Source organism: Pedococcus bigeumensis (assembly GCF_006438965.1).
Taxonomy (GTDB): domain Bacteria; phylum Actinomycetota; class Actinomycetes; order Actinomycetales; family Dermatophilaceae; genus Pedococcus; species Pedococcus bigeumensis_A.
The window spans coordinates 948,749-973,826 of the sequence record NZ_RCZM01000001.1 but is presented as its reverse complement, the minus strand read 5'-3'; the positions used below and the strand labels follow the sequence as shown (position 1 = coordinate 973,826).

General features: G+C 67.4%; 18 protein-coding genes and 3 rRNA genes. All 21 read right to left on the bottom strand.

Features of this window, described 5'->3' with window-relative positions; all coding sequences use genetic code 11:
• Position 1 precedes the first annotated feature (1 nt).
• The 21 genes from EAH86_RS04455 to pheS all read right to left on the bottom strand — a co-directional run bounded on the left by EAH86_RS04455 (position 2) and on the right by pheS (position 25,008).
• The gene (locus EAH86_RS04455; protein WP_241668176.1) at positions 2-1,075 is read right to left on the bottom strand and encodes a tetratricopeptide repeat protein; all 1,074 of its coding nucleotides are present in this window, start codon (positions 1,073-1,075) and stop codon (positions 2-4) included.
• Between the two features lie 141 nt (positions 1,076-1,216).
• A 5S ribosomal RNA gene (gene rrf / locus EAH86_RS04450) occupies positions 1,217-1,333 on the bottom strand.
• A gap of 78 nt (positions 1,334-1,411) precedes the next feature.
• Positions 1,412-4,524 (bottom strand): 23S ribosomal RNA (locus EAH86_RS04445).
• A 352-nt stretch (positions 4,525-4,876) separates the two neighbouring features.
• Positions 4,877-6,403: ribosomal RNA gene (locus EAH86_RS04440) — 16S ribosomal RNA — on the bottom strand.
• Together the 16S, 23S and 5S rRNA genes form the textbook arrangement of a ribosomal RNA operon.
• A gap of 695 nt (positions 6,404-7,098) precedes the next feature.
• Positions 7,099-8,364, bottom strand: a complete 1,266-nt coding sequence (gene tyrS / locus EAH86_RS04435; protein ID WP_140737349.1) for a tyrosine--tRNA ligase — start codon at positions 8,362-8,364, stop codon at positions 7,099-7,101.
• 60 nt (positions 8,365-8,424) lie between these two features.
• The gene (locus tag EAH86_RS04430; RefSeq protein ID WP_140737348.1) at positions 8,425-9,072 is read right to left on the bottom strand and encodes a DNA-3-methyladenine glycosylase; all 648 of its coding nucleotides are present in this window, start codon (positions 9,070-9,072) and stop codon (positions 8,425-8,427) included.
• The gene (locus tag EAH86_RS04425) at positions 9,036-9,788 is read right to left on the bottom strand and encodes a succinate dehydrogenase/fumarate reductase iron-sulfur subunit (RefSeq protein ID WP_140737347.1); all 753 of its coding nucleotides are present in this window, start codon (positions 9,786-9,788) and stop codon (positions 9,036-9,038) included. Before EAH86_RS04425 ends, EAH86_RS04430 begins: the two co-directional genes overlap by 37 nt.
• Entirely contained in the window at positions 9,785-11,707 is a 1,923-nt protein-coding gene (locus EAH86_RS04420) for a fumarate reductase/succinate dehydrogenase flavoprotein subunit (RefSeq protein ID WP_140737346.1), read from the bottom strand. The genes EAH86_RS04425 and EAH86_RS04420 overlap by 4 nt, the downstream gene beginning before the upstream one ends.
• Before the next feature lie 8 nt (positions 11,708-11,715).
• Entirely contained in the window at positions 11,716-12,531 is an 816-nt protein-coding gene (locus EAH86_RS04415; protein ID WP_140737345.1) for a hypothetical protein, read from the bottom strand.
• Between the two features lies 1 nt (position 12,532).
• Positions 12,533-12,823, bottom strand: coding sequence for a hypothetical protein (locus EAH86_RS04410; protein ID WP_140737344.1), 291 nt, complete (start codon positions 12,821-12,823; stop codon positions 12,533-12,535).
• A gap of 104 nt (positions 12,824-12,927) precedes the next feature.
• A complete protein-coding gene (gene argH / locus EAH86_RS04405) occupies positions 12,928-14,355 on the bottom strand; it encodes an argininosuccinate lyase (protein WP_140737343.1) in 1,428 nt (475 codons plus the stop codon).
• Positions 14,352-14,867, bottom strand: coding sequence for an arginine repressor (locus EAH86_RS04400; protein ID WP_140737342.1), 516 nt, complete (start codon positions 14,865-14,867; stop codon positions 14,352-14,354). The genes argH and EAH86_RS04400 overlap by 4 nt, the downstream gene beginning before the upstream one ends.
• A 3-nt stretch (positions 14,868-14,870) precedes the next feature.
• Positions 14,871-15,815, bottom strand: a complete 945-nt coding sequence (gene argF / locus EAH86_RS04395) for an ornithine carbamoyltransferase (RefSeq protein WP_140737341.1) — start codon at positions 15,813-15,815, stop codon at positions 14,871-14,873.
• Positions 15,812-17,017 carry an acetylornithine transaminase gene (locus tag EAH86_RS04390; RefSeq protein ID WP_140737340.1) on the bottom strand — a complete coding sequence of 402 codons (1,206 nt, stop codon included), beginning with the start codon at positions 17,015-17,017 and terminating at the stop codon, positions 15,812-15,814. The genes argF and EAH86_RS04390 overlap by 4 nt, the downstream gene beginning before the upstream one ends.
• The gene (gene argB / locus EAH86_RS04385; RefSeq protein ID WP_140737339.1) at positions 17,017-17,961 is read right to left on the bottom strand and encodes an acetylglutamate kinase; all 945 of its coding nucleotides are present in this window, start codon (positions 17,959-17,961) and stop codon (positions 17,017-17,019) included. Before argB ends, EAH86_RS04390 begins: the two co-directional genes overlap by 1 nt.
• Positions 17,958-19,109 (bottom strand): bifunctional glutamate N-acetyltransferase/amino-acid acetyltransferase ArgJ, encoded by a 1,152-nt coding sequence (gene argJ, locus EAH86_RS04380; RefSeq protein WP_140737338.1) that lies wholly within the window; start codon positions 19,107-19,109, stop codon positions 17,958-17,960. Before argJ ends, argB begins: the two co-directional genes overlap by 4 nt.
• Complete coding sequence (locus EAH86_RS04375) at positions 19,106-19,516, bottom strand: ACT domain-containing protein (protein ID WP_206665713.1); 411 nt, start codon at positions 19,514-19,516, stop codon at positions 19,106-19,108. Before EAH86_RS04375 ends, argJ begins: the two co-directional genes overlap by 4 nt.
• Positions 19,513-20,571, bottom strand: coding sequence for an N-acetyl-gamma-glutamyl-phosphate reductase (gene argC / locus EAH86_RS04370; protein WP_425325212.1), 1,059 nt, complete (start codon positions 20,569-20,571; stop codon positions 19,513-19,515). The genes EAH86_RS04375 and argC overlap by 4 nt, the downstream gene beginning before the upstream one ends.
• Before the next feature lie 44 nt (positions 20,572-20,615).
• Entirely contained in the window at positions 20,616-21,353 is a 738-nt protein-coding gene (locus EAH86_RS04365) for an SDR family NAD(P)-dependent oxidoreductase (RefSeq protein ID WP_170212764.1), read from the bottom strand.
• Positions 21,350-23,902, bottom strand: a complete 2,553-nt coding sequence (pheT, locus tag EAH86_RS04360) for a phenylalanine--tRNA ligase subunit beta (RefSeq protein WP_140737336.1) — start codon at positions 23,900-23,902, stop codon at positions 21,350-21,352. The genes EAH86_RS04365 and pheT overlap by 4 nt, the downstream gene beginning before the upstream one ends.
• Positions 23,902-25,008, bottom strand: coding sequence for a phenylalanine--tRNA ligase subunit alpha (gene pheS, locus EAH86_RS04355; RefSeq protein WP_140737335.1), 1,107 nt, complete (start codon positions 25,006-25,008; stop codon positions 23,902-23,904). The genes pheT and pheS overlap by 1 nt, the downstream gene beginning before the upstream one ends.
• Positions 25,009-25,078 lie beyond the last annotated feature (70 nt).

Here is a 25,078-nt window from a genome sequence, read left to right as displayed (position 1 = left end):
CTCAGCGGGCTTCCCCGCCCGGAGCCTCTCCTCGAGGGGACGCTGAGTCGTCCGCGTCGTCGTCCTCTTCGCCCTCGAGCAGGTCGGTCAGGATGACCCCGTCAAGCTCGGCGAGTCGCTCTGCCGCGTCGGTCTCCAGCTCGTCGTCGGCGTCGGCGGCGCGGGCAAACCACTCACGAGCGTCGTCGTCGCGCCCGACAGCCAGGAGAGTCTCGGCATAGGCATAGGACAGCCGGGCGGTCCATGGCTTCCGAGCCGCCTTGAGCTGGGGGATCTCGAGGGCCAGCTGGGCCGCCTCGAGCTGTCCGAGGTCTCGACGGATACCGGAGATGACGATCGCCAGCTCCACCCGGTCCTCGGTGGCCAGGGTCTTGGCCTCCGGGGACATCGCGAGCTCGAGCGCGCGCTCGGGACGGCCCAGACCGCGTTCGCAGTCGACCATGAGCGCGAGCATGTGGGAGGAACCGCTGAGCCGGCGGGCCGTGCGGAACTCGCTGAGCGCGCGGGCCCACTCGCCCTTGCGGTAAGCCACCAGGCCCAGGGCCTCGCGGGCCGCAGGTACTCGCCCGGCCCGGCGTACCGCCGTCTCGGCATGGGCCTCGGCACTCTCGAGGTCGTCGACCTCGAGGAGCGCGGCCGCCATGACCAGGTGCTGGGCAACGCCTTCGGCGTTCTCCTTGCTCAGGGTGCGCAGCTGCTGGTGGACCGAGCGGTCCAGCTCCTTGCCGGTCACGCCGTCCGCGATCCGCGGCTCCGGGAGCTTGGGCTTCTTCGGCGCCAGCCGCGGGCCGCCGCGCTCACCGGTGTCGAACGCGCCGGTGTCCCGACGGTCGCCGCGCGACGCGGAACCGCCGCGAGGCGCGTGGCCACCCCGGTCACCCCGGTCACCCCGGTCACCACTAGGGCGACCTCCGGAACCGCCACGCGAGGAGCCTTCTCCGCGCGACGAGCTGGGGCCGTCACGGCGTGGGCCCGAGGACCCACCACGTCCACCGGCTCCGCCGGAGGGGCGACCACCACCACCCGACGGGGGACGACGGTCCTGGCCACCTCGGCCTGACTGGTTCTCGGGCACGTTCTGCTCCTCGCTGTGCAGGTATTCGGTCGCAGTCTACGGACTGCGGTCTTCCCGGGACAGCACCGCCCACCGGGGGCGAACTTGTCCCGGGGAATGCCAAAAGGGCCATCCCGAGTGGGATGGCCCTTTTGAAAGTATGTCCGGCTGCGTCCTACTCTCCCACACCGTCACCAGTGCAGTACCATCGGCGCTGAAGGGCTTAGCTTCCGGGTTCGGAATGGAGCCGGGCGTTTCCCCTTCGCTATGACAGCCGAAACTCTATGGAGATATCAATCAGTGGTTTTGTTTCCCGACCGTATCTCGGGAACCACACAGTGGACGCGTAGCATCTTTGTAATCAAGTTATCGGCTTATTAGTACCAGTCAGCTACATGCATTACTGCACTTCCACGTCTGGCCTATCAACCCAGTAGTCTAGCTGGGAGCCTCTCGGACCTAAGTCCATGGAAACCTCATCTTGAAGCACGCTTCCCGCTTAGATGCTTTCAGCGGTTATCGTTTCCGAACGTAGCTAATCAGCCGTGCTCTTGGCAGAACAACTGACACACCAGAGGTTCGTCCATCCCGGTCCTCTCGTACTAGGGATAGCCCTTCTCAAGTTTCCTACGCGCACAGCGGATAGGGACCGAACTGTCTCACGACGTTCTAAACCCAGCTCGCGTACCGCTTTAATGGGCGAACAGCCCAACCCTTGGGACCTACTCCAGCCCCAGGATGCGACGAGCCGACATCGAGGTGCCAAACCATGCCGTCGATATGGACTCTTGGGCAAGATCAGCCTGTTATCCCCGGGGTACCTTTTATCCGTTGAGCGACGGCGCTTCCACAAGCCACCGCCGGATCACTAGTCCCGACTTTCGTCCCTGCTCGAGATGCCTCTCTCACAGTCAAGCTCCCTTGTGCACTTACACTCGAAACCTGATTACCAACCAGGCTGAGGGAACCTTTGGGCGCCTCCGTTACCTTTTAGGAGGCAACCGCCCCAGTTAAACTACCCACCAGGCACTGTCCCTGATCCGGATCACGGACCGAGGTTAGATATCCAGAACGACCAGAGTGGTATTTCAACGTTGACTCCACCGACACTGGCGTGCCGGCTTCAAAGTCTCCCACCTATCCTACACAAGCCGTACCGAACACCAATACCAAGCTGTAGTAAAGGTCCCGGGGTCTTTCCGTCCTGCTGCGCGTAACGAGCATCTTTACTCGTAGTGCAATTTCGCCGAGTTCGTGGTTGAGACAGTGGAGAAGTCGTTACGCCATTCGTGCAGGTCGGAACTTACCCGACAAGGAATTTCGCTACCTTAGGATGGTTATAGTTACCACCGCCGTTTACTGGGGCTTAAATTCTGAGCTTCGCTCCGAAGAACTAACCCGTCCTCTTAACCTTCCAGCACCGGGCAGGCGTCAGTCCGTATACATCGTCTTGCGACTTCGCACGGACCTGTGTTTTTAGTAAACAGTCGCTTCTCCCTGGTCTCTGCGGCCGATCACGCTCGGGCAGCAAGTGCCGTCACGATCAGGGCCCCCCTTCTCCCGAAGTTACGGGGGTATTTTGCCGAGTTCCTTAACCACGATTCACTCGATCGCCTTGGTATTCTCTACCTATCCACCTGAGTCGGTTTGGGGTACGGGCGGCTCGAACCTCGCTAGAAGATTTTCTTGGCAGCATAGGATCACTGATTTCACCCATACGGGTTACCCATCAGGTCTCAGGATATGTGTGAGACGGATTTGCCTATCTCACTCCCTACACCCTTAGACGTGGACTACCATCGCCACGCTCAGCTACCTTCCTGCGTCTCTCCATCGCTTGACTAGTACTAGATCGGGTCGCGCGCTCCACTCAAATCAGTCCGAAGACGTCATCGAGCTTCAGGCGCTTAGCATCACTAGGTTCGTCATGGGCGGTTCTTCGCCGGTTCCGGAATATCAACCGGATGTCCATCGACTACGCCTGTCGGCCTCGCCTTAGGTCCCGACTTACCCAGGGCAGATTAGCTTGACCCTGGAACCCTTGGATATTCGGCGGACGGGTTTCTCGCCCGTCATTCGCTACTCATGCCTGCATTCTCACTCGTGTGGCCTCCACGGCTGGATCACTCCGCCGCTTCCCTGGCCACACGACGCTCCCCTACCCATCAACACGCTTGGACCGTGGATCCTCAGATGTCACGGCCGGGCAAAGTGTCAATGCCACAGCTTCGGTGGTGTGCTTGAGCCCCGCTACATTGTCGGCGCGGAATCACTTGACCAGTGAGCTATTACGCACTCTTTAAAGGGTGGCTGCTTCTAAGCCAACCTCCTGGTTGTCAATGCAACTCCACATCCTTTCCCACTTAGCACACGCTTAGGGACCTTAGATGGTGGTCTGGGCTGTTTCCCTCTCGACTACGGAGCTTATCCCCCGCAGTCTCACTGCCACGCTCTCACTTACCGGCATTCGGAGTTTGGCTAACGTCAGTAACCTGGTGAGGCCCATTAGCTATCCAGTAGCTCTACCTCCGGTAAGAAACACGTGACGCTGCACCTAAATGCATTTCGGGGAGAACCAGCTATCACGGAGTTTGATTGGCCTTTCACCCCTACCCACAGCTCATCCCCTCAGTTTTCAACCTAAGTGGGTTCGGTCCTCCACGACGTCTTACCGTCGCTTCAACCTGGCCATGGGTAGATCACTCCGCTTCGGGTCTAGACCCAGCGACTATATCGCCCTATTCGGACTCGCTTTCGCTACGGCTTCCCCACACGGGTTAACCTCGCCACTGAGCACTAACTCGCAGGCTCATTCTTCAAAAGGCACGCTGTCACCCCACAAGGAGGCTCCAACGGATTGTAGGCAAACGGTTTCAGGATCTATTTCACTCCCCTCCCGGGGTACTTTTCACCTTTCCCTCACGGTACTTGTCCGCTATCGGTCACCAGGGAATATTTAGGCTTAGCGGGTGGTCCCGCCAGATTCACACGGGATTTCTCGGGCCCCGTGCTACTTGGGATACTTCTCTGGAGTGCACATCATTTCGTCTACGGGGGTCGCACCCTCTGTGCCGGGCCTTTCAATGCCCTTCGACTATAACGCGCATTTTTGACTCCATGTCAGAATGTCAGTACTGACTGAAAAGTCCCACGACCCCGACCATGCAACGCCTGACAGCTATCACACATGATCGGTTTAGCCTCTTCCGCTTTCGCTCGCCACTACTCACGGAATCGCGGTTGCTTTCTCTTCCTGTGGGTACTGAGATGTTTCACTTCCCCACGTTCCCTCTACCCGCCCTATGTGTTCAGGCGGGAGTGACTGGACTTGCCTCCAGCCGGGTTTCCCCATTCGGAAATCCTCGGATCACAGTCTGGTTATCGACTCCCCGAGGCTTATCGCAGATTCCTACGTCCTTCTTCGGTTCCTGGTGCCAAGGCATCCACCGTTTGCCCTTATAAACTTGAGTTTACAAAGATGCTCGCGTCCACTGTGTAGTTCTCAAGGTACGGGCGGCCCCTTCCCCGTGTCGGTGCCTGCCGCGTGGTAGCTGTTCAACAGCACCGTGCGGTGGTTCATCCGTGGGAAGGGTCCTGGCCGATCTACCGGCCTGAGGTTCAAGCTTTCGCCCGAAGCCCTCAGGACCCAACAACGTGTCAGGCGCCGGCACCCTCTCGGTCGCGTTCCCAGTCCGAAGACCTGTACTTGCTTACGAGTTGATGTCAGCGCCAAATAATCGATGTTCCACCCTTGAGCTCCTGGTGTAGGACATACGCCTACAGACCAGGCTCTGGATCGCTTTCGCGACCAGTGCTCCTTAGAAAGGAGGTGATCCAGCCGCACCTTCCGGTACGGCTACCTTGTTACGACTTAGTCCCAATCGCCAGTCCCACCTTCGACGGCTCCCCCTCTTGCGAGTTGGGCCACCGGCTTCGGGTGTTACCGACTTTCGTGACTTGACGGGCGGTGTGTACAAGGCCCGGGAACGTATTCACCGCAGCGTTGCTGATCTGCGATTACTAGCGACTCCGACTTCATGGGGTCGAGTTGCAGACCCCAATCCGAACTGAGACCGGTTTTTTGGGATTCGCTCCACCTCGCGGTATCGCAGCCCTTTGTACCGGCCATTGTAGCATGCGTGAAGCCCAAGACATAAGGGGCATGATGATTTGACGTCATCCCCACCTTCCTCCGAGTTGACCCCGGCAGTCTCCTATGAGTCCCCACCATTACGTGCTGGCAACATAGAACGAGGGTTGCGCTCGTTGCGGGACTTAACCCAACATCTCACGACACGAGCTGACGACAACCATGCACCACCTGTATGCGAGTGTCCAAAGAGTTCTGCATCTCTGCAGCGTTCTCGCATATGTCAAGCCTTGGTAAGGTTCTTCGCGTTGCATCGAATTAATCCGCATGCTCCGCCGCTTGTGCGGGCCCCCGTCAATTCCTTTGAGTTTTAGCCTTGCGGCCGTACTCCCCAGGCGGGGAACTTAATGCGTTAGCTGCGGCACGGATCTCGTGGAATGAGACCCACACCTAGTTCCCAACGTTTACGGCATGGACTACCAGGGTATCTAATCCTGTTCGCTCCCCATGCTTTCGCTTCTCAGCGTCAGTAGTGGCCCAGAGACCTGCCTTCGCCATCGGTGTTCCTCCTGATATCTGCGCATTTCACCGCTACACCAGGAATTCCAGTCTCCCCTACCACACTCTAGTCTGCCCGTACCCACCGCAAGTTCGGGGTTGAGCCCCGAAATTTCACGGCAGACGCGACAGACCGCCTACAAGCTCTTTACGCCCAATAATTCCGGACAACGCTCGCACCCTACGTATTACCGCGGCTGCTGGCACGTAGTTAGCCGGTGCTTCTTCTGCAGGTACCGTCACTTTCGCTTCTTCCCTGCTGAAAGAGGTTTACAACCCGAAGGCCGTCATCCCTCACGCGGCGTCGCTGCATCAGGCTTTCGCCCATTGTGCAATATTCCCCACTGCTGCCTCCCGTAGGAGTCTGGGCCGTGTCTCAGTCCCAGTGTGGCCGGTCGCCCTCTCAGGCCGGCTACCCGTCGTCGCCTTGGTGAGCCATTACCTCACCAACAAGCTGATAGGCCGCGAGTCCATCCCAGACCGAAAAACTTTCCAGACGATAGCCATGCAGCTTCGTCTCGTATCCGGTATTAGCTCCGGTTTCCCGGGGTTATTCCAGAGTCTGGGGCAGGTTACTCACGTGTTACTCACCCGTTCGCCACTGATCAGGTAGGAGCAAGCTCCCACCGTCACCGTTCGACTTGCATGTGTTAAGCACGCCGCCAGCGTTCGTCCTGAGCCAGGATCAAACTCTCCATTGATGTTTAGCTCGTGGTCCGAAGACCACGAAACTTCTACCCAAGAAGGGTTGTTTCACTGACTGAGCAAGAACAACTAGCTATTGCTAGAAATTCATTGTCAACCAAAGGATTTTCGTTCGACGTGACTGCATCCCCAGACCTTTGGCCTGGTTCGCTGCCACCTCGAGACGAGGTAATTGGCATCGATTTTTGACACGCTGTTGAGTTCTCAAGGTTCGGACGCGCACCATCGACGGACCTTTCGGTCTGTGTTCGGGGCAACCCTTCAAAGTTACTCGCTTCGCTCTTGGGCGTCAAATCCTTGCGCTTCCATCAGGAAGCGGTGGATCGAGCGCGCTTGGCTCTCCGCGAGGTGTCCCACTGTAGCAGTCTCTCGACCTGCTTCCGAACCGCCCTGTTGGGCTATCAGAGGCACACCGGCGTACCGGTTGCTTTTCGGTGGGGCGCCCACTGTAGCAGCCTCTCGGCCCGCTCCTGACCACCCTTGCGGGCGCTCCGAAACGTCCTGGTTTCCCAGTTGCTGTTCGGTGGGGTCTGCCCCGGGACCGGCCTACTTCGCGCGAACTTTCGTTCTCCGCGGTGGTGTCCGTTCCTCCCTGTCGGGCTGACGTCGAGAACATTAGACGGGGCCTGCTGCAAAACACAAATCCGCTGGTCAGCGGCCTGCGGACCACAGCGCCCGAGGCGCCGAGACGTCACTGCGCGAGGCGCCCCGCGGCCAGTGACTTGCGCCCGCGGCGCAGCAAGGCGACCCGACCATGCAGGAAGTCGGCGGCCTCCAGCTGGTGCTCGGGGTCGGTCAGCTTGACGTTGTTGAGGGACGCCCCGCCGTCCCCGATCGCCCGACGGGCGGCATTGCGTGAGTCGACCAGGCCGACGGCCACGAGCGCGTCGGTCACCGACATCCCCACCGCCACCTCTCCCCCGGGCAGCTCACCGGTGGCGTCGGCGAGCGTCCGCTCGTCCAGCGCCGAGACATCGCCCTTGCCGAACAGCGCCTCGGACGCCGCCTGCACGGCCGCGGTCGCCTCAGCGCCGTGGACCAGTGTGGTGACATCGGCGGCCAGCGCCTTCTGCGCCTCCCGGAGGAACGGCTTCTCGGCCAGGGACTGCTCGAGCTCCCCGATCTGCTCAGGGGTGCGGTCGGTGAAGACCTTGAGCAGCTTGACCACCGAGGCGTCCTCGGTGTTGATCCAGTACTGGTAGAAGGCGTACGGACTGGTCATGTCGGGCGAGAGCCAGATCGCGTTGCCCTCGCTCTTGCCGAACTTGGTGCCGGCCGCGTCCGTCAGCAGCGGGGTCGTGAGCAGGTGGACCGACTTCCCCTCCACCCGGTGGATCAGGTCCGACCCAGCGGTGAGGTTGCCCCACTGGTCCTGCCCACCGGTCTGCAGCGTGCAGCCGTAGTCGCGGTAGAGCTGGAGGTAGTCCAGCCCCTGGAGGATCTGGTAGCTGAACTCGGTGTACGAGATCCCCTCGTCACTGTTCAGACGCGCGGCGACCGCGTCCTTCTTGACCATCTGGTTCACCCGGAAGTGCTTGCCGATGTCGCGCAGGAAGTCCAGGGCGGACAGCGGCGCGGTCCAGTCGAGGTTGTTGACGAACACCGCTGGGTTGTCCCCACCGGAGTCGAGGAAAGGCTCCACCTGGCGGCGGATGTTGGCCACCCACTCGGCCGTCTGCTCCTTGGTCTTGAGGACCCGCTCCGACGACGGTCGTGGGTCACCGATCAGCCCGGTCGAGCCGCCGACGAGACAGATGACGCGGTGACCCGCTCGCTGCAGGTGACGCATGACGACCAGCTGCACGAGGTTGCCGAAGTGCAATGACGGGGCAGTCGGGTCGAACCCGCAGTACGCCGTGATCGGCCCGTCGGCGAGTGCCTGGCGCAGCGCGGACTCGTCGGTGGTCTGGGCCACCAGTCCTCGCCACTGCAGCTCGTCGAGGATGTTGCTGCTCACGGTCGGTTGCTCCTTCACGTCGCACGACGTGCCGCGCGCGCGGCACGAGCACAGCCTGCCCTATGCGGTGTTCCTGCGTGCACGGGGTTTTGCCGGTCGGTACACCGACACCGTGGGCTCGTCCTCGAGCCAGAACCGCCACGGGTATGCGGCGGCGTCACCACCTGCTCCCGACACCCCGACACGGGGGCCGGACCGGATGACGGGCTCGGCCACCCGGCGGGCTGGACGGGCGAAGGTGACCTCGCCACCCGGCATACAGGCGTCGAGACCGGACTGCTCACCGCGCAGGGCGAGCGTCGTCGCCAGGCGGGCCGGGCCGCGCGCCCAGTCGCGGCGGGCAATCCCCGGGCGACGGGCCGCAGCGATGTCATCGCCGCCCACCACCTCCCCGGCCCGCAGCAGGATCGCGCTGGCGGCACCGGTCGGGCCGCAGACGATGTTGGCGCACCAGTGCATGCCGTAGGTGAAGTAGACGTAGAGGTGCCCGGCCGGACCGAACATCACCTCGGTGCGCGGGGTGGGGCCACGGAAGGCGTGCGACCCGGGGTCGCTCGTGCCGGCATACGCCTCGACCTCGGTGAGCCGCACCGTCACCCCTGCATGGGTGATCGTCGCCCCCAGCAGCGCCGGGGCCACGTCGAGGACGTCGCCGCTGAAGAGCGCCCTGGTCAGGCGCCGCGTCGACGGATCTTGTTGCCCAGCCACACGACGGGATCGTAGTGACGGTCGACGACACGTTCCTTCAGCGGGATGAGCGCGTTGTCGGTGATCTTGATGTGCTCGGGGCAGACCTCGGTGCAGCACTTGGTGATGTTGCACATCCCCAGGCCGTGCTCCTCGCGTGCCGCGGGACGTCGGTCCGCGGTGTCGAGCGGGTGCATGTCGAGCTCGGCGACCCGCATGAGGAAGCGCGGTCCCGCGAAGGCAGGCTTGTTGTCCTCGTGGTCGCGCACGACGTGGCAGACGTCCTGGCACAGGAAGCACTCGATGCACTTGCGGAACTCCTGGCTGCGCTCCACGTCGACCTGCTGCATGCGGTACTCGCCGGGCTGCAGGTCTGCCGGCGGGGAGAACGCCTGCACCTCGCGCGCCTTCTGGTAGTTGAAGGACACGTCGGTGACCAGGTCGCGCATGACGGGGAAGGTGCGCAGCGGCGTGACCGTGATGGTCTGCTCCTCGGTGAAGGTGCTCATCCGGGTCATGCAGAGCAGCCGCGGCTTGCCGTTGATCTCGGCGCTGCACGACCCGCACTTGCCGGCCTTGCAGTTCCACCGGACCGCGAGGTCGGGCGTCTGGGTGGCCTGGAGCCGGTGGATGATGTCGAGGACGACCTCGCCCTCGTTCACCTCGACCGTGTAGTCCTCGAGGGTGCCGCCGTCGGCATCGCCCCGCCACACCTTGAACTTGGCGTCGTAGCTCATGACTGTTCGCTCCCCTGCGCGCTCTCTGCACTGCCCGCGTCGAGGCGGGACAGCTCGGGTTCGGTGAGGTACTTGGACAGCTCGGTGCGCTCGAAGAGCTCGAGCAGGTCCTGGCGGATCTCCGGGACCGGCTGGCGCTTCAGCTGGACGGTGCCGGTGTCGTCGAGGGTGCAGATCAGGTTGACCCCGCGCCACTGCGGGTCCATGCCCGGGAAGTCCTCGCGGGTGTGGCCGCCACGGGACTCGGTACGCTCCAGCGCCGCGAGGGCCACGCACCGGCACACGGCGAGCATGTTGCGCAGGTCGAGCGCAAGGTGCCAACCGGGGTTGAACGGTCGATTGCCTTCCACCCCAACGGATTCGGCGCGTTCGTCGAGCCCATCGAGCATCTCGAGGGCCTCGCGCACCTCCTCCTCGCGACGGATGATCCCGACGAGGTCGTTCATCTTCTGCTGGAGCTCGCTGTGGAGCGTGTAGGGGTTCTCGGACGCGTCGCGGAACGGCGCCAGGGCCGTCTCGGTGGAGCGGTCGATGTCGACGTCGCGGATCGCGGGACGTGAATCCCCAAGCGCAGCAATGTATTCGGCCGCACCCACTCCTGCCCGACGCCCGAAGACGAGCAAGTCGGAGAGGCTGTTGCCGCCGAGCCGGTTCGAACCGTGCATGCCGCCGGCCACCTCGCCCGCTGCGTAGAGCCCGGGCACGCTGGTCGCCGCGGTGTCGGCGTCGACCTCCACGCCACCCATGACGTAGTGGCAGGTGGGGCCGACCTCCATCGGCTCGGCCGTGATGTCGACGTCGGCGAGCTCCTTGAACTGGTGGTGCATCGACGGCAGCCGCCTGGTGATCTCCTCGGCAGGCAGTCGGGTGGACACATCGAGGAAGACACCGCCATGGGGCGAACCGCGCCCCTCCTTGACCTCGCTGTTGATGGCGCGGGCGACCTCGTCGCGCGGCAGGAGCTCAGGCGGCCGCTTGTTGTTCTCGGGGTCCTTGTACCAGCGGTCCGCCTCCTCCTCGGTGTCGGCGTACTGGCCGCGGAAGACGTCGGGGACGTAGTCGAACATGAAGCGCTTGTCCTCGGAGTTGCGCAGCACTCCCCCGTCTCCACGCACCGACTCGGTGACGAGGATGCCTTTCACAGACGGTGGCCAGACCATGCCCGTGGGGTGGAACTGGATGAACTCCATGTTGATCAGGCTGGCGCCCGCCCGGAGCGCCAGCGCGTGGCCGTCGCCGGTGTACTCCCACGAGTTGCTGGTCACCTTGAACGACTTGCCGATGCCCCCGGTGGCGAGGATGACGGCCGGTGCGGAGAACAGCACGAAGCCGCCGGTCTCGCGCCAGTAGCCGAACGCCCCGGACACCGCGCCGTCGTCGCCCTTGAGGATGTCGGTGACCGTGAGCTCGGCGAACACCCTCAGCCGGCTCTCGTAGTCACCGGTCTCGCGGTGGTCGTCCTGCTGCAGGCTGACGATCTTCTGCTGGAGGGTCCGGATCAGCTCCAGGCCGGTGCGGTCACCGACGTGGGCGAGCCGGGGGTACTCGTGCCCGCCGAAGTTGCGCTGGCTGATCTTGCCGTCGGGCGTGCGGTCGAACAGCGCACCGTAGGTCTCGAGCTCCCACACGCGCATGGGGGCTTCCTTGGCGTGCAGCTCTGCCATCCGCGGGTTGTTGAGGAACTTGCCGCCGCGCATGGTGTCGCGGAAGTGGGTCTGCCAGTTGTCCTTGGCGTTGGCGTTGCCCATCGACGCGGCGATGCCACCCTCGGCCATGACCGTGTGCGCCTTGCCGAACAGGCTCTTGCAGATCACGGCGGTCCGCAGCCCCTGCTCGCGAGCCTCGATCGCCGCCCGCAGCCCGGCACCGCCGGCTCCGATGACGATGACGTCGTACTCGTGGCGTTCGAGGTCGGTCACTGCACTCCTTAGTTGATGAAGCGGAAGTCGCCGATGGTGCCGGATGAGACCAGCGCGATGTAGGCGTCGGTGACGACGAGGCTGCCGAGGGTGATCCAGGCGAAGGTCATGTGGCGGGCGTTGAGCTTGCCGACCCAGCCCCACGCCTTGTAGCGCAGCGGGTGCTTGCTGAAGTGGTTGAGCCGCCCGCCGATGATGTTGCGGCACGAGTGGCAGCCGAGGGTGTAGCACCACAGCAGCACGACGTTGGCCAGCAGGATCAAGGTGCCCAGGCCCAGGCCGAAGCCGCCGTCCTTGCCCCGGAACGCGTGCAGCACGTCATAGGTGTTGATCAGCGAGATGACCACCGCGGCGTAGAAGAAGTAGCGGTGCAGGTTCTGGGCGATGAGCGGGAAACGGGTCTCGCCGGAGTAGCTGACGTGCGCCTCGGGAACCGCACAGGCTGGCGGGCTCATCCAGAACGAGCGGTAGTAGGCCTTGCGGTAGTAGTAGCAGGTCAGCCGGAAGAGCAGCAGGAACGGCAGGGTCAGCGCGGCGAACGGAATGAGTGCGGGCCACTCGCCGAACGGCGTGCCGAAGTGCGTCGACCCGGGCACGCAGGACGTGGACAGGCAGGGCGAAGCGAACGGCGTGAGGTAGCCGTAGTCGGCGACGAAGTAGTCCTTCTGGAGGCTCGCCCGGACCAGGCCGTAGAGCAGCCACGCACTGAAGCAGACGAACGTGACGAGGGGCTGCAGCCACCAGCGGTCCTCGCGCAGCGTGCGGGCTGCGATGCGGGCCCGGCCTGGTGCATGGACGCCTCCGCTGAAGGGGACGTGGGCCACGTCAGTGGTTCCTGGAGGGTCCGACGCCCTCGTCCTCGGCATCGGACCACAGGGAGGGGTCGTACTCGTCGTCGGTGATGAAGACGATCTCGCCGGGACCACCAGCGCGGTCCTGTGACCCCACTCCGGCCGCACGGGCCACGAGGTCGACGTCGTCCGCCAGTCGCACCACGTCGTCGCGCAGCCGCTGGACGTCGATGGTGTTGCCGAGGTCCTTGGAGAGCGCGGTCACCGCCCGTCGCAGTCCGGCCACGTGTCCTGCAGCCATCGTGAGGTCGTCGCTGACGCCCATGACACCGTCCCTTCGCAAGGGTGATGCGGGACGACTGTGACCCGCCTCACGAACCTATCGCGTGCTTCCCGAGATTTCTCGGAAGCGGGCCCACGGGTATGCCATCAGCGCACCACGATGGGCTCGCTCGCCCAGACGCGAGCCACCGCGACGGCCTCGACGACGCGGTCGCGCTGCTCCGCGACCCGGGCCGGCGCGGTGCCGCCCTTGGCGTCGCGGGAGGCCATCGACCCCTCGACGCTGAGGACCGTGCGGACCCCGGGCGTCAGGTGCTCGGAGATGGCCGCCAGGTCGGCGTCGCTGAGGTCCCACAGCTCGATCCCCCGGTCCTCGCAGACCCGGACGCACGCGCCGGCCACCTCGTGGGCGACACGGAACGGCACACCCTGGCGAACCAGCCACTCGGCGATGTCGGTCGCCAGCGAGAAACCCTGCGGCGCCAGCGAGGCGAGTCGGTCGGTGTCGAAGACCATCGTCGCCACCATGCCGCTGAACGCCGGCAGGAGGACCTCGAGCGTGTCGACCGCGTCGAACACCGGCTCCTTGTCCTCCTGGAGGTCGCGGTTGTAGGCCAGCGGCAGCGCCTTGAGGGTGGTCATCAGGCCGGTGAGGTCGCCGATGAGCCGGCCCGCCTTGCCTCGCGCCAGCTCGGCGACATCGGGGTTCTTCTTCTGCGGCATGATGCTCGACCCGGTCGAGTAGGCGTCGTCGAGCCGGACGAAGGAGAACTCCTTGGTCGCCCAGATGACCACTTCCTCCGCGAGCCGGGAGATGTCGACCGCGGTCATCGCCGCGACGAAGGCGAACTCCGCCACGAAGTCCCGTGACGCGGTGCCGTCGATCGAGTTCTCGACCGACGTCGTGAACCCGAGGTCCGCGGCGACCGCTTCGGGGTCGAGTCCGAGCGAGGACCCGGCGAGGGCGCCGGAGCCATAGGGAGACACTGCGGCGCGCACGTCCCAGTCCTGGAGCCGCTGGACGTCGCGCAGCAGCGCCCAGGCATGGGCCAGCAGGTGGTGGGCCAGGAGCACTGGCTGGGCGTGCTGGAGGTGGGTTCGCCCCGGCATCGGCACGTCCGCGTTTCGGGTGGCCTGGTCCACCAGGGCGTCGACGACGTCGAGGACCAGGGCGGCCACCGACCGTGCGTGGTCGCGCAGGTACATCCGGAACAACGTCGCGACCTGGTCGTTGCGCGACCGGCCGGCCCGCAGCCGCCCACCCACGTCGGCACCCGCCCGCGCGATCAGCCCGCGCTCGAGCGCCGTGTGCACGTCCTCGTCGTCCTCGGCGGGCAGGAACGCCCCGGACCGCACGTCGTCGGCCAGCTGGGCCAGTCCCGCGAGCATCGCCTGCAGCCCGGCGTCGTCGAGCAGGCCGGCGCCGTGCAGCACCCTGGAGTGCGCACGCGACCCGGCGATGTCGTACTGCGCGAGGCGCCAGTCGAAGTGGGTCGACTTGCTCAGGGCGGCCAGCGCGTCGGCTGGCCCTCCCGCGAAGCGTCCGCCCCAGAGGCTGACCTTCTCGTCGCTCACGCGTTCTCCTCCTCCGTCTGCGGTGTGGCCTGGCCGAGCAGGTCGGTGGCGACCCTGCGGCTGGTGGCCGTCCCGGTGGTGATGACCATGATGGTGTCGTCGCCGGCGATGGTGCCCAGCACCCCCGGGAGGGTGGTGTGGTCGATGGCCGAGGCGAGGTAGTTCGCGGCTCCGGGAGGGGTGCGCAGCACGACCAGGTTGTGCGACGGCTCGGCCGTCACGAGCAGCTCCTCGCACACCCGGCGCAGGCGGGCGGTCAGCTGCGAACCGTCCGGCGCCGGACGGGCGGTGCGGTCCCCGCCTTCTCCGGGCACGGCATACACGAGGGTGCGTCCGGAGCGGACCTTGACGGCGCCGATGTCGAGCAGGTCCCGCGACAGGGTCGCCTGGGTGACCTCGATGCCGTCGTCGGCGAGCAGGTCGAGCAGCTCGTGCTGGGAGCGCACGTCGGTGCGGCCGAGGATCGCGACGATGCGCTGCTGACGACCGGTCCTGGTGGCGGCGATGCTCATCGGTCAGTCCCCCTCGGCGCCTTCGAGGAGGAAGGACAGCAGCGCCTTCTGCGCGTGCAGCCGGTTCTCGGCCTCGTCCCAGACGACCGACTGCGGTCCGTCGATGACGGCCGCCTCGACCTCGAGGCCGCGGTAGGCCGGGAGGCAGTGCAGGAAGATCGCACCGTCGTCCGCCCGGGCCATGAGGTCCTGGGTCACCGCGAACGGCGCGAACGGGCTCGCCGCTCCCTGCCGCTCGCCCTTCTCGGCTTCCATCCCCATCGACACCCAGGTGTCGGTGATGACGACGTCGGCGCCTTCGACTGCTGCGGCGGGGTCCTCCGTCATGAGCACCGAGCCGCCCTGGTCGTCGGCGATCTCAATGGCACGCGCCAGGATGTCGGCACGCGGCTGGTGGCTCGCCGGCGTGCCGATGCGGATGTGCATGCCGGCGAGGGCGCAGCCCAGGAGGTAGGAGTGCGCCATGTTGTTGGCGCCGTCCCCGACATAGCTGACGGTGAGCCCAGCGGGTGCACCCTTGTGCTCGGTGATCGTGAGCAGGTCGGCGAGGATCTGGCACGGGTGGAAGTCGTCGGTGAGCGCGTTGACGACGGGGACGCCGGCATGGGCGGCCATCTCCTCGATGCGGTCCTGTCCGTAGGTCCGCCAGACGATCGCGGCGGACTGCGGCCCGAGGACGCGGGCCGTGTCGGCGACCGACTCCCGGGTCCCGATCTGGGCGAGGTTGCCGTCGACGACCAGCGGGTAGCCGCCGAGCCCCGTGATCGCGCCTGCGAAGGACACCTGGGTGCGCAGGGTCGGCTTGTCGAAGACGACAGCCACGGTCTGCGGTCCGTCCAGCGGGCGCCGCGAGAAGGGCGCCGCCTTGAGCTCGCGGGCTCGCTGGAGGACGAGCGCCTGCTCCTCGGCGGTCAGGTCGTCGTCGCGCAGGAAGTGGCGAAAGATCATGGGAGGTCCTCGGGGTCGCTGGCTGCGTCGAGCAGGGCGGGCAGGGCTTGGATGAAGGAGTCCAGCTCGTCGGTGCTGATGACGAGGGGTGGCGCGAGTCGGATGGCATGCGGCGCAACAGGATTGACGATGAAGCCAGCGTCGCGCGCCAGGGCCGCGACCTGTGCGGCCACCGGCTGGGACAGCACGATCGCGCGCAGCAGCCCGGCGCCGCGTACCTCGGTGATGAGTGGGTGGTCAAGCGCCAGAACGGAATCCACGAGGTGCTGCCCTGCAGTGCCGGCGTGCGCCAGGAGTCCTTGGTCCTCGATGGTCTCGAGCACCGCCAGCGCTGCAGCCGCCGCCAGCGGGTTGCCGCCGAAGGTCGAGCCGTGCTGCCCGGCCGTGAGCATCCCGGCGACGTCGGGCCCGAAGGCGACCAGCGCGCCGATCGGCACCCCTCCCCCGAGACCCTTGGCCACGGTGATGGCATCGGGAACGATCCCGGCCTGCTGGAAAGCGAACCAGGTGCCTGTGCGGCCGATGCCGGTCTGGATCTCGTCCAGGATGAGCAGGGTTCCGTGCTGTCGCGTCAGCTCTCGCGCCAGCTGGAGGTATGCCGGGCCGGGGCTCAGCACGCCCGCCTCACCCTGGACGGGTTCGAGGACCACTGCGGCGGTCTCGGACGTCACGGCGGCACGCAGAGCGGCTTCGTCGCCGTAGGGGACGTGGCTGACACCGGCGATGAGGGGTTCGAAGGGCTCGCGGTAGGCCGGCTTGTGGGTCAGCGCGAGCGCGCCGGTGGTGCGCCCGTGGAAGGCGCCCTCTGCCGCGACGATGCCGGACCGGCCGGTGCGCCGGCTCAGCTTGATGGCGGCCTCGATCGCCTCGGCACCGGAGTTGGCGAAGAAGACGGCTGACCCTTCAGGGGCTCCGGCCAGCTCGACCAGCCGCTCGGCCAGGGTGATCTGGCCCTCGGAGGTGAACAGGTTGGAGACGTGGATCGCCTCACCGGCCTGCTTGCTGATCGCCGCGACGAGGGCGGGGTGGCCGTGACCGAGCGCGTTGACGGCAATACCCCCGACCAGGTCGAGGTAGCGGTTCCCGTCGACGTCCCACACGTGGCACCCACTGCCGTGCGACAGCACCAGCGGAGGGAGCCCGAAGACACCCATGACCGAGCGCTGGTAGCGGGCCAGCAGCTCGTCGTTGCGCGCACCCATCAGGACTCCTCGTCCGGGACGATCATCGTGCCGATGCCCTCGGAGGTGAAGACCTCCAGGAGCAGGGAATGGGGCTGGCGTCCGTCGATGACGTGCGCCTGCGGGACGCCGCCCCGGACTGCCCTGATGCACGCCTCGAGCTTGGGGATCATGCCCGCGTCGACCCGGGCCAGCATCTCCTGGGCTCCCCCGACGGTCAGCGACGAGAGCAGCGAGTCGCGGTCCGGCCAGTCGGCGTAGACACCCTCGACGTCGGTGAGCATGACCAGCTTGTGGGCCTTGAGCGCGACGGCCAGCGCGGCGGCCGCGGTGTCGGCATTGATGTTGAGGACCTGGCCGTCGACGTCGAGGTCGGGTGCCACGGTTGACACGACCGGGATCCGACCGGCGTCCAGGATGTCCTGCACGGCGCCTGGGTTGACCGTCTCCACGTCCCCGACCAGGCCGAGATCCACGGCCTCGCCGTCGACGTGCGTGCCACGTCGACGGGCGCCGAACAGCGCGGCGTCCTCACCGGACAGCCCCACGGCCACCGGGCCGTGCTGATTGAGGAGCCCGACCAGCTCGCGGCCGACCTGGCCGGTGAGCACCATCCGCACCACGTCCATCACCTCGGGGGTGGTGACGCGGAGACCGCCGCGGAACTCGCTCTGGAGGCCGAGCCGGTCGAGCATGGTCGCGATCTGCGGCCCGCCGCCGTGGACGACGACGGGGCGCAGGCCGGCATACCGCAGGAATGCGACGTCCTGGGCGAAGGCGGCCTTGAGGCTGTCGTCCACCATCGCGTTGCCGCCGTACTTGACGACGACGAGGGCGCCGCGGAACTGCTCCAGCCACGGCAGGGCCTCGACGAGGGTCTGGGCCTTGCCCTGGGCGACGCGCAGCGCGGCGGCGCCGATGTGACCGCGAACGGTGTTCGTCGAGCGGCTGGTGGATTGGGTCATGAGGAGTAGGCCGAGTTCTCGTGGACGTAGTCGTGGGTGAGGTCGTTGGTCCAGACCGTGACGGCCTGGTCCCCGGCGTGCAGGTCGACGAGGACGTGCACCTCGCGCGCGGTGAGGTCCACGAGGCCGCGGTCCTCACCCACGCCGCCAGCGCGGCACACCTGCACCTCGTTGATCGACACGTCGAGCTGGTGCGGGGCGAAGGCAGCCTTGGTCGTCCCGACGGCGGCGAGGACCCGGCCCCAGTTGGGGTCGTTGCCGAAGACCGCGCACTTGAACAGGTTGTTGCGGGCGACCGACCGGGCGACCTCGAGCGCGTCGGCCTCGGAGGCCGCGGTGCGCACCTCGATGGCGATGTCGTGGTGGGCGCCCTCGGCGTCGGCGATGAGCTGGCGGGCCAGGCTCGCGCAGACCTCGGTGACGGCGGTGGTGAGCTCGTCGGCGTCGACCGCGACGCCGGAAGCGCCCGAGGCGAGCAGGAGCACCGTGTCGTTGGTGGACTGGCAGCCGTCGGAGTCGATCCGGTCGAAGGTCAGGGCCGTCGCGGCGCGCAGCACTCCGTCGAGCTCACCGGCCGCGACGACCGCGTCGGTGGTGACGACGACGAGCATGGTGGCGAGGGCGGGAGCCAGCATGCCCGCTCCCTTGGCCATGCCGCCGACGGTCCAGCCGTCGCGCTGCGCGACGGCGACCTTGTGCACGGTGTCGGTGGTCTTGATCGCGGTCGCCGCATCCACACCACCCTCCGGCGTCAACGCGCCCGCGGCGCGCTCGACCCCCTCGAGCAGGAACGGCATGGGCAGCAGCTCCCCGATCAGCCCGGTGGAGCAGACGACGACGTCACCGGCGGAGACGCCGAGGACGTCGGCGACCTTCTCCGCCGTGGCGTGGGTGTCGGCGAATCCCTGGGCGCCGGTGCACGCGTTGGCGCCACCGGAGTTGAGGACCACCGCGTCGACCCTGCCGTCGCTCGCGACCTGACGCGACCAGGTGACGGGCGCGGCCTCGACGCGGTTGCTGGTGAACACCGCCGCGCCGTGGTGGTCGGGGCCGTCGTTGACGACGAGGGCGAGGTCGGTGGCGCCGCTGGTCTTGAGGCCTGCGGCCACACCCGCTGCCCGGAACCCCTGGGCGGCAGTCACGCTCATGACGGGCCGCCCGAGAGCCTGGCCGGTGCGGCGGTGTTGCCGTCGCGCTTCCAGGTGGCCATCGCCTCGTCGGCGTGCTCGGCCCCGATGAGGATCCAGTCGGTGTCGTAGGTGGACAGCGCCAGGATGCTGATGCCCTGCTTGGCCAGCGGCTCGAGCAGGCCGGAGAGGACGCCGACCGTCGAGAAGTCGAGGGGTCCGGCGATCTCGAAGGCGATCAGCGGTCCCTGGACCCGGGCGCCCTTGGGCACCGACGCCATCGCGCAGACCACCGAGGTCTCGCTGTCGGTGTAGGTGATCGAGGACAGCGGCCCGGTGCGCCAGTCCCAGGTCGGGTCCTCGCCGCCCGGGAGCCGGACGAACGCCACCGGCTCCGCGTGCCTCATGAGGTGCAGCGGAAGGCTCACGGCGCCACCCCCGCCATCGGCAGACCGGTCGTCTCGGGGAGTCCGAGCGCGAGGTTCATGCACTGCACAGCGGCACCTGCCGTTCCCTTGGTGAGGTTGTCGATGGCCGCGACGGCGACCACCCGCCCGACCCGCTCGTCGAGCGTGACCTGGACGTGCACACAGTTGCTCCCGAGGACGCTCGCGGTGGACGGCCACTGCCCTTCGGGCAGCAGGTGGACGAACGGCTCGTCGGCATAGGCCATCGCCCAGGCGTCCCGTATGCCGGCTGCATCCGTGCCGCTCGCCGCGTCGAGCAGCCGCGCGGTGCAGGTGGCGAGGATCCCCCGCGGCATCGGCGCGAGGGTGGGTGTGAAGGAGACCCGGACACCGGCGGCTCCGGGCCCCGACGCGGTGCTGAGGTTCTGCTCGATCTCAGGGGTGTGCCGGTGCCCGCCGCCGACTCCATACGGGGACATCGCCCCCATCACCTCTGCTCCGAGCAGGTGCGCCTTGAGCGACTTGCCCGCGCCCGAGGTGCCGGAGGCGGCCACGACGACGACGTCCTCCCCCGACAGCAGGCCGGCGGCATACCCGGGCGCGAGGGCGAGGGAGACGGCGGTCGGGTAGCACCCGGGCACGGCGATGTGGCTGGTCCCCGCGAGCGCCTCGCGCTGCCGACCACCACCACCCACCGGGAGCTCGGGCAGGCCGTAGGCCCACGAGCCGGCGTAGGGCGTGTCGTAGAACGTCGTCCAGCCCTGCTCGTCGCGCAGCCGGAAGTCCGCACCGCAGTCGATCACCGCGACCGACTCGGGCAGCTGGGCCGCGAGCGCCGCGGAGTGACCGTGCGGCAGGGCGAGGAAGACCACGTCGTGGCCGGCCAGCACCTCGACCGCGGTCTCCTCGATGACGCGGTCGGCCAACGGAGTCAGGTGCGGGTGGAGGGCGCCCAGGGGCGTCCCGGCGCTGGAACCGGCCGTCAACGCACCGATCTCGACCTCGGGGTGGCCGAGCAGGAGCCGGAGGATCTCTCCTCCGGCGTAGCCGCTCGCACCCGCCACTGCTGCTCTCATCACCTGCATGACTATACATGCCGATGGGAGTTTATGCAGATGGCTCAGACCAGGGGGTCGTCGTCGCCCCACGGGAGGAGTCCGAGCGTGCGGTCCGACTCGCTGAGCCCCTGCGCAGCGCGGGCCTTCAGTGACTCCGGGGTGTCGAGGCCGGCGCGGACCAGGCGGCCGTTCCAGTCGTCCAGCTCACCACGGGCGATGGCGAGCAGGAGCTCGGCCACCACGGTGGGCTCGGTCCACTCGGTCCGGTCGCGATGGGCCTCCATCGCCTTAGTCATGTCGGTGCGGACCACGCCCGGTGCCAGGTCGAACGCGCGCACACCGTGGACGGCGTTCAGCCCCGTCGCTGCCGTGAGCCGTGCGAGCGCGCCCTTGCTGATGTTGTAGGCCGTTGCGATGTCGTAGTTGCGGTAGGCCGCGCCGGAGTTGATGTTGACGATCCGTCCCGCTCCTGCCGCCACCATGTGCGGGAGGACGGTCCGGGTCAGGAGGTAGGGGCCACGCAGGTTCACCTCGACGGTCTGCCACCACTCGTCGGGGTCGCTCTCGAGCAGGGGCACCTCGGTGTCGATCACCCCGGCGTTGTTGACCAGCAGGTCGATCCGCCCGTGCCGCGCGACGACGTCGCCCACCCACTGCTCGACCGCATCCCGGTCGGTGACCGGCGCGACCGAGCGGGAGCCGCGCTCGACGGCATACCCGGCCTGTTCGAGGGCGGTGGCGAGGTGGTCGCCGATGCCGCGCGAGGCGCCGGTGACGACGGCGACCGGGGCTGCGATCATCGCTGGGTCGCCCCGGTCCGTGCCGCTGCTGCGGCCACGGCCTGGTCGCGCAGGGCACTGACCTCGTCGGTGGTCAGGGTGCGGTCGGTGGCGCGGAAGGTCAGCCGGTAGGCCAGCGACTTCTGGCCCGCCCCGACCTGCTCGCCGCGGTAGACGTCGAACAGCGTCAGGGACTCGAGGCTCTCCCCCGCACCCTCCCGCAGGGCCGCCTCGACGGCGGCGGCGGGCACGGACTCCTCGACCACCAGGGCCACGTCGGTGTGCGCCAGCGGGTAGGTCGACAGGGTGCTGGCCGCCAACGGCGCGCCGGTGGCCGCCACGAGCACGTCGACGTCGAGCTCGCCGGCGACGGTGCGCGCCGGGAGGTCGAGCGCCGTAGTCACCTTGGGGTGCAGCTCGCCCGCGTGGCCCACCACCGTGCCGTCGGTCAGCGCCAGCTGGGCGCAGCGGCCCGGGTGCCACGGGGCACGGACGACCGAGGTCACGACGAGGCCCAGCCCGACCGAACGACCGACGGCCAGTGCCCAGGCCACGGCGTCGGAGGTGTCGGCCTTGCGACCGGGTCCCCACGGGCCACCGTGTTCCACCTCACCAGCAGCGGCGTAGGCCGCGTGGCGGGGCTGCCGTGGAACCGCACCGAGGATCGCGGCCAGGGTGGCGTCGTCGGGGCGCTGCTCGATGCCGGGAACTGGGGCGCTGGTGGGGTCCTGCGCGGCGCGCGTGACGAGACCGATCTCGTAGACGGCCACGTCGCGTGAACCGCGAGCGACGTTGCGACGCAAGGTGTCAAGCAAGGTGTCGAGGACCGACGTCCGCATGACCGGCGCCTCGTCGGACAGCGGGTTGACCAGGGTGACGACGTGCCTGCGCTCGTCGTCGGCCCCGAGGCCGAGCCGGTCGAACACCGACGGGGCGACGAACGGGTAGCTCAGCACCTCGACCAGGCCCTGGTGGGCCAACGTCGTGGCGATGACGCGGCGGACTCGCTGGCCGTGGGTGAGCCCGCGCCCGGCTGCCTTGGGCTGCGGCAGGACCGAGGGGATCTGGTCGTAGCCGCGCACCCGCGCGACCTCCTCGACCAGCTCGGGTCCGTTGGTGAGGTCGGGTCGCCAGGACGGCGGCAGGACGCTGACGTGGTCGGCACGGCCCTCCGCGGCGCCGGCCTCGGCCACGTCGCAACCGATGGCGCGCAGCGTGCCCAGCACCTCGTCGCGGGGGTACTCGAGCCCGACGTAGCGGGTCGGCAACCTGGTGTCGAAGTCGAACGCCTCTGCCGGCACGCGGTGGTCGACGTCGCTGACGCCGGGGTCCGCCGTCCCGCCGCCGTGCTCGACCAGCAGGTCGACGGCCAGCTGGGCGGCCGCAGCGGCCACGGCGTGGTCGACGCCGCGCTCGAACCGCTTGGACGCCTCGGTGGTCAGCCGGTGGCGGCGCGAGGACCGGGCCACCGTGATCGGGTCGAAGTGGGCGGCCTCGATGAGGACGTTGGTCGTCGTGCCGGAGACCTCCGACGTGGCCCCACCCATCACGCCGGCGATCGCGAGCGGGGTGTCGGCGCCGTCGACGATGAGCAGGTCCTCGGGGTCGAGCGGGCGCACGACATCGTCGAGGGTGGTGAGCTTCTCCCCCGGGCGAGCACGTCGGGTGCCGACGGAACCCGACAGGGTGTCCAGGTCGAAGGCGTGCAGCGGCTGGCCGAGCAGCATCATCACGTAGTTGGTGACGTCGACGGCCAGCGAGATCGGCCGCATCCCGACCTGGGTGAGCCGTTTCTGCATCCAGCCGGGGCTGGACGCCGTCACGTCGACGCCGCGCACGACACGGGCGACATAGCGGTCGCAACCGGCCACCCCCTCGAGCGGCGAGGTGTCGGTGAGCTGCACGGCATAGCCGGTGTCGTTGGGCTCCGGGGTCGCGAGGTCGGCCGGGTCACGGAAGCCGACCCCGGTGGACAGCGCGTACTCACGCGCGATGCCGCGCATCGAGAAGCAGTAGCCACGGTCGGGGGTGACGTTGACCTCGATCACCTCGTCGGCTAGGCCGAGCAGGGCGATGGCGTCGTCCCCGGGGGTGAGGGCAGCCGCAGCCTCCTCACCGAGCAGCTCGGCCAGCACGATGATGCCGGAGTGGTCGTCGCCGAGGCCGAGCTCGGCCTGGCTGCAGATCATCCCGTTGGAGACGTGGCCGTAGGTCTTGCGTGCCGAGATCTCGAACCCGCCGGGCAGCACACCACCGGGCAGGACGCAGACGACGAGGTCCCCGGCCTTGAAGTTGTGGGCTCCGCAGACGATCTCCTGGGCCTTGCCCTCGGTGACTCGCTGGCCGTGCTCGCCCACGTCGACGGTGCACCAGTTGATCGTCTTGCCGTTCTTCTGCGGCTCGGGCTCGACCGAGAGGACGCGGCCGACGACGAGCGGACCCGAGATGTCGCCGCCGTGCAGCCCTTCCTCCTCGAGGCCGACGCGCACCAGCGCAGCAGCGATGTCCTCGCCGGTGGCGTCCGCGGGGACGTCGGCGAGCTCGCGCAGCCAGGACACGGGCGCCTGCATCAGATCTCCATTCCGAACTGCTGGGAGAAGCGAACGTCTCCCTCGACGATGTCGCGCATGTCAGCGACGTTGTGGCGCAGCATGAGCGAGCGCTCGATGCCGAGCCCGAACGCGAACCCGGTGTAGCGGTCGGTGTCGACCCCGGCCGCACGCAGCACCCGCTGGTTGACCATCCCCGACCCGCCGAGCTCGATCCAGCCGGTGCCGCCGCAGGTGCGGCACTTCTCGCCGTCCAGCGAGCCGGAGCCGCCGCAGATCCAGCAACGGCAGTCGATCTCGGCACTCGGCTCGGTGAACGGGAAGTAGTTGGGCCGCAGCCGGGTCACGATGCCCTCACCGAACATCCGCTGGACGAACGCGTCGAGGGTGCCCTTGAGGTGGGCCATCGTGATGCCCTCGTCGACGACCAGTCCCTCGAACTGGTGGAACACCGGGGAGTGGGTCGCGTCGAGGTCGTCGGTGCGGAACACCTTGCCGGGGCACAGGATGTAGATGGGCGGCTGGCGGTCGAGCATGGTGCGGACCTGGACCGGCGAGGTGTGGGTGCGCAGAACCAGCCCGGAGCCGGCCGGCTCGACGAAGAAGGTGTCCTGCTCCTGACGGGCGGGGTGATCGGCCGGGATGTTGAGCGCGTCGAAGGTGAGCCACTCGGACTCGACCTCGGGCCCCTCGGCGATCTCCCAGCCCATCGAGACGAAGATGTCCTCGACCCGCTCGGACACGAGGCTGATCGGGTGCCGGGCGCCCATGGGTCGCCGCGGGACACGCACCGTGACGTCCACCGTCTCGTCGACGAGGATGCGTTCGTCACGCTCGGCCTCGAGCTCGGCCTGCCGTGCGGCGAGGGCCTGCGACACCTGCCCGCGGGCGTGACCGACCCGCTTGCCGGCCTCGGCCTTGGCGCTGGGCGGCAGCGCGCCGATCTCACGGTTGGCCAGGGCCAGCGCACTCTTCTCGCCCTGGTGGGCCAGCCGCGCGGCCTTCAGCTCGTCAAGGTCAGCCGCGGCGGCGATCGCCTCGCGGGCGTCGTTGACGGCCTGCTCCACCACGGCGGGGTCGAGGGCGGCGACCTCGACCGGGTCGTACTGCTTGTTGGGTCCTGACATGTCTTCCACTCTGCTCGTCGGCTCGTCGGCACGGCGCACCGGAGGCGGCGCGCGCAAGTCTAGGGGCGCA

Excerpts from the sequence above, each read along its gene's own strand:
- pheT (WP_140737336.1), bottom strand. The coding sequence starts at position 23,902 with ATGCAGGCGCCCGTGTCCTGGCTGCGCGAGCTCGCCGACGTCCCCGCG.
- argC (WP_425325212.1), bottom strand. The coding sequence starts at position 20,571 with ATGAGAGCAGCAGTGGCGGGTGCGAGCGGCTACGCCGGAGGAGAGATC.
- argF (WP_140737341.1), bottom strand. The coding sequence starts at position 15,815 with ATGATCTTTCGCCACTTCCTGCGCGACGACGACCTGACCGCCGAGGAG.
- argJ (WP_140737338.1), bottom strand. The coding sequence starts at position 19,109 with ATGAGCGTGACTGCCGCCCAGGGGTTCCGGGCAGCGGGTGTGGCCGCA.
- pheS (WP_140737335.1), bottom strand. The coding sequence starts at position 25,008 with ATGTCAGGACCCAACAAGCAGTACGACCCGGTCGAGGTCGCCGCCCTC.
- argB (WP_140737339.1), bottom strand. The coding sequence starts at position 17,961 with ATGACCCAATCCACCAGCCGCTCGACGAACACCGTTCGCGGTCACATC.
- EAH86_RS04410 (WP_140737344.1), bottom strand. The coding sequence starts at position 12,823 with ATGGGCGTCAGCGACGACCTCACGATGGCTGCAGGACACGTGGCCGGA.
- EAH86_RS04390 (WP_140737340.1), bottom strand. The coding sequence starts at position 17,017 with ATGGGTGCGCGCAACGACGAGCTGCTGGCCCGCTACCAGCGCTCGGTC.
- EAH86_RS04400 (WP_140737342.1), bottom strand. The coding sequence starts at position 14,867 with ATGAGCATCGCCGCCACCAGGACCGGTCGTCAGCAGCGCATCGTCGCG.
- EAH86_RS04425 (WP_140737347.1), bottom strand. The coding sequence starts at position 9,788 with ATGAGCTACGACGCCAAGTTCAAGGTGTGGCGGGGCGATGCCGACGGC.
- EAH86_RS04365 (WP_170212764.1), bottom strand. The coding sequence starts at position 21,353 with ATGATCGCAGCCCCGGTCGCCGTCGTCACCGGCGCCTCGCGCGGCATC.